Below are 13,223 nucleotides of genomic sequence, written 5' to 3'. Positions count from 1 at the left end.
CGGACAGATCGTGCAGTGGTTCTCAATAAATCTTCAGCGCGTCGACGAGGACGCAGCGGCGGGTTCTTGTGAAGGTTTGCGGGTTGGTGATGCCTTCGCCGGTTGTCGTTGCGATCGAGTAGCTGAGGTAACCTTCGCCGTCGAGGCCGAGGCCGGTCGTGCTGGGGCCGTTTTTCACGAAGAGCGTCGTGTCCATCGCGCGGCCCATTTCAGTCATGCGATCGACGTTGAGCGAGTGGATGATCGAGGAGTGCTTGTAGCCGTGCTCGGATTTTTTCGCGAGGGCGACGCCTTCCTCGAACGATTTCACGCGGACGATGGGGAGCATGGGCATCATTTGCTCTTCCATCACGAAGGGGTGATCGGCGTCGGTTTCGCCGATGAGGATGGGCGTGGCCTCGGGGAGGTTGAGGCCGGCGCGCGCGGCGAGGACATTTGCGTTTTTGCCAACGAGTTCGCGGTTGAGCACGGGGTGCGAGCAGCCGCCGGCGTCGGGTTTCATGGTGAAAACTTCCCTGGCGAGTTTCTCGACTTGCGCGGGGAGGAGGCGAACGGCGCCGGCTTTTTCGAGGCCGCGGATGAGCGCGTTGGCGACTTTGTCGAGGACGAAGACTTGTTTTTCACCGATGCAGAGCAGGTTGTTGTCGAAGCCGCAGCCGTGGATGATGTCCTTGGCGGCTTTCTCGGGGCAAACGGTGTCGTCAACAAGCACGGGCGGGTTGCCGGGGCCGGCGCAGATGGCGCGCTTGCCGGATTTCATGGCGGCGTTGACGACGCCGGGGCCGCCAGTGACGACGAGCAGATTTACGAGCGGGGATTTGCAGATGGCGTCGAACGATTCGAGCGTGGGTTTCTCGATTGTGCAGATGAGGTTTTCGATGCCGGTGGCGGCTTGCACGGCCTGGTTGTAGGCGCGGATGGCGAGGGCCGCGGAACGCGCGCCGCCGGGGTGCGGGTTGAAGAGGATGGAGTTTCCGGCAGCGACGGCGTTGATGATGTTGCCGGAGAGCGTGGGGACGGAGTGCGTGACGGGGAGGATGGCCGCGACGACGCCGAAGGGCGTGTATTCCTCGTGCATGAGGCCGTGGTCACCGCTGAGCGCGTAGGGGCGCAGCCATTCGACGCCGGGCACGAGGGGGACGAGGTGGAGTTTGCCGATCTTGTGCTCGAGGCGCCCGATCTTGGTTTCCTCGAACTCGAATTTGCCCCAGGCATCGGCGTTGGCGATGGCGAGTTTTTTGATGATGTCGACAACTTGCTTGCGCGCGGCGACGCCTTTTGCGCGGAGTTGCTCGTAGCCTTTTTGCGCGGCGGCGGCGGCGGTCGGCACGTCCTGAAACACACCGTATGCGGGGCCGGAGGAGCTGACGATTGCGGGAGCGGAAGGCGCGGCGGCCGGAGCGGATGCGGTGGCGCCGGAGCGGATGTTGCGCACGACTTCGCTGACGATTGAGCGGACTAGATTTTCGTCGATTTGTAATGCCATGGGTAAAAGTGCGTTTGTTGTTTTTCTCGTTGGTGATTATTTTCGGAGCCAGGCGGCGCAGGCTTCGGGTTTGTCGGTGTTCACATAATCGGCGCCGAGTTCGAGGAGCGTTTTCCACGCGGTTTCGGTGTCGGGCGCGCCCCAGAAACGGACGGGCTTTCCGAGCGCGTGGACTTTCTTGATCGTCTCGCTCAGGCGCAGGCGGTCTTCGTCCGGCAGCGGCGTCTTGCCCTTCCAACGCGACAGTTTTTTGAAGTTGTAGCTGATCATGCAAACGCGCGCCAACTGCTCCGGGGTGTAGTTTGCGTGCGAGCCGTCAAAAAAGATAAACGCCGGATAATTGCCAAAGCGCTCGGCGAGCGGGGCGGAGCTGGTGAGCACCACGCGCACGGCGCGCGGATTGACGCCGGGGTCGAACGCATCGGGGTGTCTTCTCAATTTGGCAACCAGCCTGTCCAGCGTGTTGGTGTCGGAGGTTTTCAGGTCGATCAACAGGGTGAGTTGTTTTTCCGATCCGCTCCAGGGGCGTCCGCCGTTTTGCCTGAACGCCTCGACGAGCGGGCGGATGTAGGTTTCGTCAAGCGAGGGGCGGAGGGCACTTCCTCCTTGTCATGGGCCACGCGCAGTTCGCCGGGAACGGGCGTGGAGTAAATGTCCGCCTCGATGGAATCCGCGTGCTGGGAATACGCCAGGTAGAAGGGACGCTTTTGCCTGTAGTCGTTGTGTGAATGCATCCGGATCGCCTTTGTCGCCGGGCGCGCGGCGATTTCCGCGGCGGTGGCACCAGCGGAGCGGACGCCGGAGATCATTACGGCCTCGGGATGCTTTTCCAGAAACGCAAGAATCTCGGCGCGCATTTCCTTGATCGCGTTTTTGGTGTGCGGATTTTTCAGCATTTCCTTCGCGATGGTGAAACCGAGCAGGCATCCGGCCTGGGTGTCGCTCGGGTAATGCACGCCGGCGATGATGCGGCCCCAAGTGGTTTCGCGCACATCCTCCATGAAAAGGTTTTTGTATTCGGGCATCGCCTCGCTGTAGAGAATCGCCAGGAGGCCGCTTTCGGCGGAGTGCCCGCTTGGGTAGGATTCGTCCTTCGGCACGATTTCCACGCAGGGCGTGATGCCGATGCCGCGATTGTAGGGGCGCACGCGGCCCCATTGTTTTTTCGAGGCAAGGACGGCGGGGCGGTGCTCAACGTATGCCTGCTCCAATATCTCCGCCGTGCGGGGGAGGTTTTGCCTGTTGAATTCCCATCCAAACACGAGCGCGCCCGGCGACATGATGTCTTGCGAACTGACGCGCTCGGCGCGCGCGAGCAGCTCCGGCGTGCGGCTCTTCTGCACTTGGTAAAGCGTTTCCATATCGGCCATGTCCGCGGGGGAACCGGGTGCGGGCGGCGGCGGGATTTGCGCGAGGATTTCGGCCTCGGCGGTGAGCAGAAAGCGCGCCGATTGCTCTTGCGCGAGAAGCGAGGCGGCGGGGCATATTGCGGCAACGATGAATGCAACGATCGGGGTAATGTGCCGTTTTTTCATAATGCGTTTTGCCTGTTTTCTATTTTGTTGCGGAGGGGAAAAATGAGCCGTTCGACGATCGACGGAATATTACGCTGCGTTTTTACCGAGCACCTCGACGGTGTCGACGAGGCCGACGATGGCGGCGTCGATGGGAAGTGTTTTCATGCCGGTGGTCATGCGCGCGGAGCTGCCCTGGCAAAAGAGCACGAGGTCGCCCGCGCCCGCGCCGAGGGCGTCAACCGCCACCACTGTGCTGCCGCCGGGTTTGAGTTTGGTCGGGTTTGCCTCGTCGGGAAATACCGGGCGAAGCACGAGGAGTTTGCGGCCTTTCATGGTGTCGTCCTTTTTGGTCGAGACCACTGAGCCTATGACGCGTGCGAGAAACATGGTGCGGTGGGCGTTTGGGTTGCTGTTGTTCGTGAAAATGACAGTGGAAAAATTCCAAATTCCAGCGGCCAAATTCCAAAAAAATTCCAATTTTCAATTTCCAAATTCCAAAGAAGGTGGCGCGCGGTTTGCGCGCGGCTGTTCCTTTGGAATTTGAGTATTGGCTATTGGAATTTACCGCGAAAAATCACTTTTTCGCGGTTGCTGCCTTCGGGAGCACGGTGGCGACGTCTTCGTGGGGGCGGGCAATGACTTGCACGCTGACGACTTCGCCGTAGGTGCGCGCGGCGTCGGCGCCGGCTTCAACGGCGGCTTTGACGGCGGCGACATCACCGGTGACAACGGCGGTGACGAGCGCGTTGCCGACCTGTTTCATCGGGCCGGCGAGCTTGACGTTGGCGGATTTGAGCATCGCGTCCACACCGGCGACGAGCGCGGTGAGGCCACGGGTTTCGAGGAGTCCAAGGGCGGATTGTGCCATGATGTTTTTTGTTGGTTGGTTGATTGTTGTGGTTGAAGAAAAAAAGGAGTCAGGAGTCAGAATACAGGAGTCAGGAGAACTGTGGCGGGTTGTCTTAGGTTTGTTTTCACCATTCACCCTTCACCATTCACTCTTCCGGCTTTTGCTTGCAAAAGCCGGGCGGTTTCGCGGGCGACGACGAGTTCCTCGTTGGCGGGGATGACGAGCACTTGGGTGCGCGAATCGGCGGCGGCGAGGTTTTGCTCGGTGGCGTTGGCGGCGTTTTTCGCGGGGTCGAGCACGAGGCCGAGTCCGGCGAGGTTTTCGCACACGGCGGCGCGGAGCCAGGAATTGTTTTCGCCGATGCCGGCGGTGAAAACGAGCGCGTCGCAACCGCCCATTTCGAGCCAGAAGGCGCCCACCCAGTGGCGTATCGAATGTATGAATACATCGAGCGCGAGTTGGGCGCGGGCGTCGCCTTTGTCGGCGGCGGCCTTGATGTCGCGCACGTCGTTGCTCACGCCGGAAATGCCGAGCAGTCCGGATTCCTTGGTGAGTTGTTTTTCGACATTCTCGAGCGAGAGTTTGAGACGGCGCATCGCGCAGGGAATCGCGCCGGAATCGAGATCGCCGACGCGGTTGTTTTGCGGAAGGCCGGACTGCGGGCTAAGCCCCATGCTGGTGCCAATGGCAACGCCGTCGCGGATGCCGGTCACGGAACTCGATCCGCCCAAGTGGCACGAAATCACGCGGAGACCAGAAGCCAGAAGGCCAGAGGCCAGAGTGCCAGAGGATTGCGGGCCGGCGATGTAGAGGTCGCGAACTTTTTGGGCGATGTCGTCGCGGCCGAGAAGTTCGGCGCCGCGTTCGGCGACAAACTTATGGCTCGCCCCGTGGAAACCGTAACGGCGGATGCCGGCTTGATACCACTCCTCGGGAACGGCGTAGCGGTGCGCGCTGGGCGGCACCCATTGGTAGAACGCCGTCTCGAAAAGCGCGACGCGCGGCACTGCGGGCAGGCGTTCGCGAAATGTGCGAATGCCCGCGGCGTAGGGCGGATTGTGCGCGGGCGCGAGGTCGGCGGTGGCGAGGAGCGCCTGCTCGACCTTTTCGTCGGCGAGGAGGCAGCCGGTGATGTCGCCGCCGAGCACGGTTTTGAAACCGACGGCGTCGATTGTCTTGTGACCGGCCGCGGCGAGCTCGTTCATCGCCTGGTCAATGACCGCGCCGTGATCGGTGACGCGCTCAAAACCGCCGCGCGCGAGCAGGCGCGCTTCCGCGCCGTCGATGGCGTAGAGGCGGTATTTAAACGAGGTCGATCCGAGGTTGGCGACGAGAACGTTCATGGATTTTCGATTTTGGATTCTCGATTTTCGATTTTCGATTGGGAGCTGCCGCTCCCACCCCTATTTCGACCGCGCGCGGTAGCGCGCAATCGTTTCGAGGCCGCAGGCCGACAGTCTGCCAAATCGAAAATTACTTCACGCAATCCACTTGCCGAGCGCGCCGATATCTTCGTGGGGGCGCGGGATGACCTGGACGGCGACGATGTCGCCGACGCGGCGGGCGGATTCAGCGCCGGCGTCGATGGCGGCCTTGAGGGCCGCGACGTCGCCGCGGAAGAATGCCGCGACGTGGCCGGATCCGATCGCCTCGTAACCGGTCATGGTGACGTTGGCGGCTTTGAGGGCGGCGTCCGCAGCTTCGACGAGCGTGCAGAATCCCTTTGTTTCAATCATGCCGAGTGCTTCTTGAGCCATGGTGATAAAAATGAGTTTAGGGTTTGGTGTTTAGAGTTTGTTGTTGTTGGCGTCGTGGTTCGCGCGCTTCAGATGCCGAATTGCTTGAGGAGTTCGGCGTGGGGACGGGCGATGACGTGGGCGCAGACGAGCTCGCCGACTTGTTTCGCGGCGTCGGCTCCGGCGTCCACGGCGGCTTTTACGCTGCCGACGTCGCCCTTGACGAGAACGGTGACAAGGCCACCGCCGATTTGCACTTGCTTGACGAGCGTAACGCCCGCCGCCTTGACCATCGCGTCGCTGGCCTGGACCGCGCCGACGTAGCCTTTGGTTTCAATCATTCCGAGAGATTCGCTCATGGGATTGTGTGTGTTGTTTTAGGTTTGGGTTGTGGTTGATGGTTTGGGAAAAGTGGCGGGTAGTGAGTAGCGGGTAGCGAGTAGTATCGGGCGTTAAATCACTTCAGCAACTCGCACGGCGTGTTCGGCCCGAGGCCGCAGCCGTTGGCTTCGTCAGTGTCGATGTGGACCTCGAGTTTGAAATCAGGCGAGACGCGCACGAACATGCGGTCGAAGGTTACGCCGCAATCGCCGCCGACGCGGAGTTTCATATAATCGCCGTTTTTAACGCGGTAAAACGCGGCGTCGTCCGGGTGCATGTGCACGTGCGGCGCGGCGCGAATCACGCCGACGGGCAATTCGAGAAATCCGGCGGGCCCCATCAACATGCAGCCGGGCGTGTCCTTGATGCTGCCGGAGTTGCGGACGGGAATTTCAAAGCCGAGCGAGATGGCGTCGGTGAATGCGAGCTCGACCTGGTTGAGGTCGCGGCACGGGCCGAGGATGCGGAGATTCGAGATGACGCGCGAGCGCGGACCGATGAGCGTGACGGCCTCCTTGGCGGCGTATTGGTCCTTTTGATACAGCCACTTCATCGGCGTGAGCGTGTGGCCCTTGCCGAAAAGGATTTCGACCGCCTGCGGGGTGAGGTGGCAATGGCGCGCGGAGACGTTTACGAGAAGCGGATTGGGCGCGCGGACGGTCTTGGGCATCGGTTGTCCGAGTCGCTCATAAAGCGCGCGGCGAACTTGGTGTTCGATGGTGGCGCGATGGGGAGCTGGAGGCGCGAGAGACATGGGTGAAATACGGAATGTCGGACGTGGATTACAGTATTGGAAAAGTGGAATGCCGTGAAAATTGGGGCTGTTTTGTGAGAAAAGAGAGGCTCACACTTTTTCATTTATGACGCAAGTCAATCATATAATTTTCAAAAACTCCTCCCTTTACAAGAATCAAACCCAGCGTTCGGCTCGAGAGGCGCGGACTGCCAAACCGTGGAATTGAGTGACATGGACAACTCATCGCCCCGCGCTCAATTACAGCTGAAAAACTACATCCCGCCAAAATCGCCCGTCACGTGTTCCGCTGTTGGTTTTTCCTCGCGAGCTCGATCAGCTCCTTGAATGCGGCGTGGTTGTTGAAACATTTCAAATCGTCGTCCTTGGCCATCCAGTCGGCGTCGCTGTAACCGAGCGAGATGGCCTCGGAAAGCGTTTGAAGGGCGTCCTCAAACTTATGCGAGAGCGCAAGGCTGCATGCGAGGTTGTAGCGCGCGGTGGAGTCGTCGGGACGGATGCGCACGAGTTTGCGATCCATTTTTAGCCCGTCGGCGATGCGCCCGGTTTTTGTGTAAAGGCTGCCGAGGATTTCGATGACCGAGTCGTATTGCGGGTCGCGGCGCAGGATCGACTCGTAGAAGGAGATCACAAAGGGCAGGTCGTCTTCCGGTTTGCGTGACATGGGCAGTCTGGCTCTCCATTCCAGCGCGGGATGATCCGCGGGTCAGCGTTTCTGCGGGCGGTTCTTGCAATCGCCCGTCTTGCGGAATGAATCACATTGCGCGTTGACTTGGAGGCGTTGCGAGCAGGGTGTGAGGCCGAGCTTCGACGAGACGGTGCTGCCATACCATTCCATGAAGGGTGCCTTGACCTCGAAAATACGGTCGCAATCAACGCATATCACCTGCGCGACTTGCGTGTTGTCGTCGCTGTTGGGCAGGTAGTATTTCAAGTTTTTGCCGATGTCGACCTCGCGCACGAGCGCGCTTTCGATCATGATTGGAAGCGTGCGGTAAACGGTGGCGCGTGACACGGAGTCGTCGATGTCGCGCGCGTAATCAAGCAGTTCCTCGGCGGTGAAGTGTTCCGTGCGCGCAAAAGCGGCCTCGAAGATGGCGAGACGCTGATTGGTCACTCGATGACCCTTTTTCGAGAGGTAGATTTTGAATTTTTCGCGTGCGGCGTCGTTGCTCACGAAGAGTAATGTCGAAGCGCGGCGGTGAGGTGTCAAGCCACCGCGCTTGCGTGCCCGCGCCAAAAAGTTTGCGCCGGGCCCGCGCACCCGCCGTCATGGGCGCTCACCAATTGCGCAAAATGATCGTTGGCGTCCATCCGCTCGCAGGCTTCGATAAGCTCCTCCACTACCAGGTGCCGGAGGGGCTGCGCGCGCACATGCAAGTCGGCTCGCTGGTGCGCGTGCCAATTGTCAACCGCATGCACCTTGGCATCGTCGGCATGATCGGCGCGCCCGACGATTTCCCGGTGAGCAAGCTCAAGAATGTCACGCAATTGCTGCACCCCTTCCCCGCGCTGACGCCCGACCTGCTTTCGCTCGCGCGCTGGATGGCCGCCTACTACGCGTGCGGCCTCGACGCGATCATCGAAACGATGCTGCCCGCCTCCGTGCGCAACGGCGCGGGCCTGAAAACCGAAAAACAACTCGCGCTCGTTCGCCGGCTCGACGTGCCGGAGCTCGAAACACTCAACCGCCGCGCGCCGCAGCAGGCCAAGCTCTACGCGTTTCTCGCGCAGCAATTCAAGCCGCAGCGCAAGTCGCTCGTGCTTTCGCGCCTCGGCATCACCGCCGCGGTCTCCAACGCACTCGTCAAACGCGGCATTATTCGCGAGGAGGAGCGCCGCATCGAGCGCATCGCCTACGACGACGACTGGGCCGCCGGCGAAATCGTCGCCGCGCATCCTCCCGCGCTCAACGACGAGCAGCGCGCGGCATCCGATGCGCTCGCGGCATCGTTGCGAGAGGGGAAATTCGGCGTGTCGCTGCTGCACGGCGTCACCGGCTCGGGCAAGACGGAGATTTACCTGCACGCGATCCACGACGTGCTCGAGGCGGGCGGCGGCGTGATTTTTCTCGTGCCCGAGGTCGCGCTCACGCCGCAAACCGTGGCGCGCCTGCGCGGGCGGCTCAACGCGCTCATCCCGCACCACGGCGCGGTGGTCTGGCACAGCCACCTCTCCGACGGCGAGCGGCTTGACGGCTGGCTCGCGCTGGCGACGGGCGAGAAGCGCATCGTGGTCGGCGCGCGCTCGGCGATTTTTGCGCCTGTGCAAAACCTGCGGCTTGTCGTCGTGGACGAGGAGCACGAGCCCGCCTACAAGCAGGACGAAACACCGCGCTACCACGGACGCGATGTCGCGGTGATGCGCGCCAAACTCGCCGGCGCGCACTGCCTGCTCGGCTCCGCCACGCCGTCGCTCGAATCATTTTTCAACGCGCAAAACGGGCGCTACCGCCTGCTGCAACTCCCGCGGCGCATCGACTCGCGCAAGCTGCCCGACATCGACATCGTCGACATGCGCATCGAGATCATGCGCACGCGCGGCATGACCACGCTCTCGCGCCAGCTCGTGGGCGCGATGCGGGATCGATTTGAAAAGCGCGAGCAGACGATCCTCTTCATCAACCGCCGCGGTTATTCGTCGAGCATGCTTTGCGCCGAATGCGGACACGTCGAGGAATGCGAGCATTGCAGCATCGCGATGACGTATCACCGCCACGACGAGCAGCTGCGCTGCCATCTTTGCGGCGCGGAGCGCCCCGCGCCCCTCCGCTGTCCGAAATGCGGCTCGCTCAAAATCCGCTGGCGTGGCCTCGGCACGCAGCGCGTCGAGGAGGCCGTGCGCCACGTGCTTCCGCATGCGCGTATCGAAAGAATGGATACGGACACAATGTCGCGCAAAAACCGTTTTCGCGAGGTGCTCGCGCAATTCCGCTCGGGCAAGATCGACGTGCTCGTGGGCACGCAGATGATCGGCAAGGGGCTCGATTTCCCGAACGTCACGCTCGTCGGCCTGGTCGACGCGGACATCTCGATGCACGTGCCGGACTTCCGCGCGAACGAGCGCACATTCCAGCTTCTCGTGCAGGTGGCCGGGCGCGCCGGGCGCGGAGACCGCGCGGGCGAGGTGGTTGTGCAGACCTTCACACCGCAGTCCGAGGCGATCCAGTTTTCGCGCCACGCGGACTTCGCCGGATTCGCGGCGGGCGAGTTAAAGATGCGCGAACAATTCCTCTACCCTCCCTATCGGCACCTGATTCAGCATGTGTTTCGCGGGCCGAATCCCGAAAAGTTGCAGTTTTTCGCCGAGCAATGGGCGCGAAAAATCGAGCAGACCCTTGGCGACAAAGTCGAGCTGCGCGGCCCCGCGCCCTCGCCAATTGAAAAGATAAAGGACGAATACCGCTACCAACTCTGGTATTTCACGGCGCAAGTGACAAAAGTCGTGGCGGAGATCGCGAAATTGCGCCAGGATTTTGCCTGGCCCGACGACATGATCCAAGTGCTCGACGTCGATCCGGTGAGCCTGATGTAGCCGGGCCGCCGCGAGTCTTTCTGCTTTCTTAATCCTTAATTTTTAATTCTTAATTTCACTCATGTCCGATGTCATCGCACCCAAAACCCAATGGCCCGCCGCGCTCGCCGACTCACCATCGATCGCCGTGATCGAGCAGGCCATCCAGACCGGACGCCTCTCGCACAGCCTGCTCCTTTCCGGTGACGACATCGAAATCCTCGCCAGCATCGCCGATTGCACCGCCGACCGCATTCTCAACACACACGCCTCCTCCGCCTATTTTGCGCCCGCGAACCATCCGGATTGTTTCACGCTGCGCCCCGCGGGAAAAGTCCGCCAGATCGGCGCCGACGCCACGCGCGCGCTCATCGGAAAAGTGCAGGTTTCCCCAAATGTTTCGGTCAAGAAAACCGCCATCATTTACGAGTGCGACCGCATGAACCCCGCCTCGGCAAACATCTTCCTGAAAACGCTCGAGGAGCCGCCCGCCAACACCACGATCATTCTCCTCACCACGCGCCCCTATTCGCTGCTTCCCACGATCCGCAGCCGCTGCCTCAACTTCCGCTTCCCGAGCATCCCCGCCGCCTATTCGCCCGACGGCTGGAGCGCGTGGCTCGCCGACTACAAGGCGTGGCTCGCGCGTCTTGCCGGCCCCAAAATGGAAAGGCGCGACGTCGCCGACAGCATCTTCACCGTCTATGGATTGGTCTCGCGTTTCGGCGTGATTCTCGAATTCGCAACCGACGAGATTTGGAAAAAACAAAAAGAGAATCTCCCCGCGGACATCGGCGAGGCCGAGCAAATCGCCATTGAAACCGGCATCGCCAACGACCTGCGCACGCGTCTTTTCATCGAAATCGAACAGGCCACGCGCGACTTTGCCGTGCCGGCAATCGTTGCCGAAAACCCCAAGGCCGGCCGCGCGCTCACCGAGGCCGTTGCCAAGCTCGAGCACGCCACCGGCCTCCTGCGGGTGAACATGAACGAATCCGCCGCGCTGGAAAGTTTCCTGCTTTCATCCCTGCGCATCTGGACGACGGCGAAATAAGCGGGAACGCGCCCGGCGGCGCGCCTTGTTCTACAACAACTCGTCCTGCGCGCCAACCGCCGCCTTCAAACCGATCGCGTGATAACCTTTCGGCGTGATCATGCGGCCCTGCGGCGTGCGCTGCAGGTAGCCTTCCTGGATTAGGAACGGCTCGTGCACTTCCTCAAGCGTTTCGGATTCCTCGCCCACGGCGACCGCTATCGTGCTCATGCCGACCGGGCCGCCGCGATAGTTCTCCGCGATGATGCGCAACATGCGCTTGTCCATTTCGTCGAGGCCGGTCGCGTCGATTTCGAGCAGTTCCAGCGCCGCCGCCGCGACCTCGCGCGTGATCACGCCGGTCTTGGTTCGCTCCTGCGCATAGTCGCGCACGAAGTTGATCAGGTTGTTCGCCACGCGCGGCGTGCCGCGGCAGCGCATCGCGATTTCCCTCGCGCCGGTTTCCTCAATGCGCACGCCCAACAGGCCGCAACTGCGCTTGATGATTCCGGTGAGCGTGGGCACGCCGTAATAATCAAGCCGCGTTTGCAGCGTGAAACGCGAGCGCAGCGGCGCGGTGAGCAGGCCCGCGCGCGTCGTCGCGCCCACAAGCGTGAACTTCGGAATCGACAGGCGCACGCTGCGCGCGTTCGGCCCCTGGTCGATCATGATGTCGAGACGGAAGTCCTCCATCGCCGAATACAAATACTCCTCGACCGCCTTCGGGATGCGGTGGATTTCGTCGATGAACAAAATGTCACCCTCCTCCAAATTAGTGAGCAGCCCCGCCAGGTCGCCCGCCTTCTCGACAACGGGGCCGGAGGTCACGCGCACATTTTTCCCCATCTCGTGCCCGAGGATGAAACACAGCGTCGTCTTGCCCAGGCCCGGGGGCCCGCTGATCAAAATATGGTTGAGCGGATCGCCCCGCCGGCGCGCGGCATCCGTCATCACCTTCAACCGCTCCACGGTTTTCGCCTGCCCCGCGAAATCATCGAACGACAACGGGCGCAACGCCGACTCCGCCGCCGTCACCGGGGAAGTGAGCGCGTTGCTGATGTAGCCGAGGCCTTTGTTGGGTTCAGGAGCGGAAGCCATGGGACAAAACAGAAGTCGAAAACGGAAACGTGACGAGCGAAATGATGCCGGCGGGTTTTCGCCCGCGGCGCGGCGCCCCGAATCCCGCCCCTGCGTTTTCCATTGGATTTCGCCGCGATTTCGCTACGTGTTTCGCATTACACCACGGAATGAAACACAAGCAGAAGCACCACACGGTTTATTTTTCCGGCGAGCTCTTTTCCCAGAAACACCTCATTGGAAACGCGTATCTCGCGGAGGCGATTTATGAAAAGTCGCACGGGCGGTTTTTGTGCGTGCTCCCGCAAAACATCGAGCATGGAAAATCATCGAGCCGCGCGGCCCGCGACCGCGACATCAAGGAGCTGCTTGAATGCGACCTCGCGCTTTTTAATTTCGAGGGAACCGCGGTCGATTCGGACACGCTCGCCGCGTTCATGATCGCGAAGTTTGCGGACATTCCCGCCGTCGTTTTGCGCAGCGACACGCGCGGCGACGCATGGACGGCGATGGCCGGATTTTTCCCGCGCACCGTGAAGGTGGTTGTCGACAGCCCCGGCCTTTACAAAACGTCGATGAAACGCCGGCGCATCGCGGCGATCGATGAAATCGTGCGACTCGCGGGGCAGCACAGCTCGGTTTACGCGCAGTTGATGTGCGAGCAGATCGCGCAGGCGTGCGTGCGCGCGCTCGACCGCGCGATCAAAACAAAACCGCGCATGCCGAAACATTTGTGCGAGGAAGTTTACAGCTGGCTCGCGCTCATGCCCGGTTTCAAGGGCAAGGAAAAGGTGCTGCGCAAACACATAAGCCGCATCCTCGAAAACAAAATCGATCGCGACCTGTTGTGAGCGGCAAAAAACGCCGCGCCACAAA

The 13,223-nt window shown here is 61.4% G+C and carries 15 protein-coding genes; 3 read left to right on the top strand and 12 right to left on the bottom strand.

Going from position 1 to position 13,223, the window contains the following annotated elements; genetic code table 11:
• Positions 1–22: 22 nt before the first annotated feature.
• The 11 genes from CKA38_RS05685 to CKA38_RS05635 all read right to left on the bottom strand — a co-directional run bounded on the left by CKA38_RS05685 (position 23) and on the right by CKA38_RS05635 (position 7,901).
• Complete coding sequence (locus CKA38_RS05685; protein ID WP_108824626.1) at positions 23–1,486, bottom strand: aldehyde dehydrogenase family protein; 1,464 nt, start codon at positions 1,484–1,486, stop codon at positions 23–25.
• 36 nt (positions 1,487–1,522) lie between these two features.
• On the bottom strand, positions 1,523–1,978 hold the full coding sequence (locus CKA38_RS05680) for a PI-PLC domain-containing protein (RefSeq protein ID WP_108824625.1): 456 nt from the start codon (positions 1,976–1,978) through the stop codon (positions 1,523–1,525).
• Positions 1,975–3,021 (bottom strand): phosphatase PAP2 family protein, encoded by a 1,047-nt coding sequence (locus CKA38_RS05675; RefSeq protein ID WP_108824624.1) that lies wholly within the window; start codon positions 3,019–3,021, stop codon positions 1,975–1,977. Before CKA38_RS05675 ends, CKA38_RS05680 begins: the two co-directional genes overlap by 4 nt.
• A 69-nt stretch (positions 3,022–3,090) precedes the next feature.
• Positions 3,091–3,390 (bottom strand): EutN/CcmL family microcompartment protein, encoded by a 300-nt coding sequence (locus tag CKA38_RS05670; protein WP_108826439.1) that lies wholly within the window; start codon positions 3,388–3,390, stop codon positions 3,091–3,093.
• A gap of 187 nt (positions 3,391–3,577) precedes the next feature.
• Positions 3,578–3,871, bottom strand: coding sequence for a BMC domain-containing protein (locus tag CKA38_RS05665; RefSeq protein WP_108824623.1), 294 nt, complete (start codon positions 3,869–3,871; stop codon positions 3,578–3,580).
• Between the two features lie 113 nt (positions 3,872–3,984).
• Positions 3,985–5,196, bottom strand: coding sequence for an acetate/propionate family kinase (locus CKA38_RS05660; RefSeq protein WP_108824622.1), 1,212 nt, complete (start codon positions 5,194–5,196; stop codon positions 3,985–3,987).
• Between the two features lie 135 nt (positions 5,197–5,331).
• The gene (locus CKA38_RS05655) at positions 5,332–5,610 is read right to left on the bottom strand and encodes a BMC domain-containing protein (protein ID WP_108824621.1); all 279 of its coding nucleotides are present in this window, start codon (positions 5,608–5,610) and stop codon (positions 5,332–5,334) included.
• Positions 5,611–5,678: 68 nt separating this feature from the next.
• Positions 5,679–5,948: a BMC domain-containing protein gene (locus CKA38_RS05650; RefSeq protein WP_108824620.1), complete on the bottom strand. Its 270-nt coding sequence runs from the start codon at positions 5,946–5,948 to the stop codon at positions 5,679–5,681.
• Positions 5,949–6,046: 98 nt separating this feature from the next.
• Positions 6,047–6,724, bottom strand: a complete 678-nt coding sequence (locus tag CKA38_RS05645) for a PduL/EutD family phosphate acyltransferase (RefSeq protein ID WP_108824619.1) — start codon at positions 6,722–6,724, stop codon at positions 6,047–6,049.
• Between the two features lie 277 nt (positions 6,725–7,001).
• Entirely contained in the window at positions 7,002–7,388 is a 387-nt protein-coding gene (locus tag CKA38_RS05640) for a TPR end-of-group domain-containing protein (RefSeq protein WP_108824618.1), read from the bottom strand.
• 42 nt (positions 7,389–7,430) lie between these two features.
• Positions 7,431–7,901: a Fur family transcriptional regulator gene (locus CKA38_RS05635; RefSeq protein ID WP_108824617.1), complete on the bottom strand. Its 471-nt coding sequence runs from the start codon at positions 7,899–7,901 to the stop codon at positions 7,431–7,433.
• Between the two features lie 95 nt (positions 7,902–7,996).
• Here CKA38_RS05635 and priA point away from each other — a divergent pair, with 95 nt between their 5' ends.
• On the top strand, positions 7,997–10,258 hold the full coding sequence (priA, locus tag CKA38_RS05630) for a replication restart helicase PriA (RefSeq protein WP_236919176.1): 2,262 nt from the start codon (positions 7,997–7,999) through the stop codon (positions 10,256–10,258).
• Between the two features lie 61 nt (positions 10,259–10,319).
• Positions 10,320–11,291, top strand: a complete 972-nt coding sequence (locus tag CKA38_RS05625; RefSeq protein WP_108824616.1) for a DNA polymerase III subunit delta' — start codon at positions 10,320–10,322, stop codon at positions 11,289–11,291.
• Between the two features lie 30 nt (positions 11,292–11,321).
• On the opposite strand, the gene ruvB is transcribed toward CKA38_RS05625, so the two are convergent.
• Complete coding sequence (ruvB, locus tag CKA38_RS05620) at positions 11,322–12,368, bottom strand: Holliday junction branch migration DNA helicase RuvB (RefSeq protein WP_108824615.1); 1,047 nt, start codon at positions 12,366–12,368, stop codon at positions 11,322–11,324.
• Positions 12,369–12,517: 149 nt separating this feature from the next.
• On the opposite strand from ruvB, the gene CKA38_RS05615 reads away from it, so the two are divergent.
• Positions 12,518–13,198 (top strand): TIR domain-containing protein, encoded by a 681-nt coding sequence (locus CKA38_RS05615; protein WP_108824614.1) that lies wholly within the window; start codon positions 12,518–12,520, stop codon positions 13,196–13,198.
• The last annotated feature ends 25 nt before the right edge of the window (positions 13,199–13,223 follow it).

Origin of the sequence: Ereboglobus luteus (assembly GCF_003096195.1) — a bacterium.
GTDB classification, from domain to species: domain Bacteria; phylum Verrucomicrobiota; class Verrucomicrobiia; order Opitutales; family Opitutaceae; genus Ereboglobus; species Ereboglobus luteus.
This window is presented reverse-complemented; position numbering and strand designations above follow the sequence as displayed.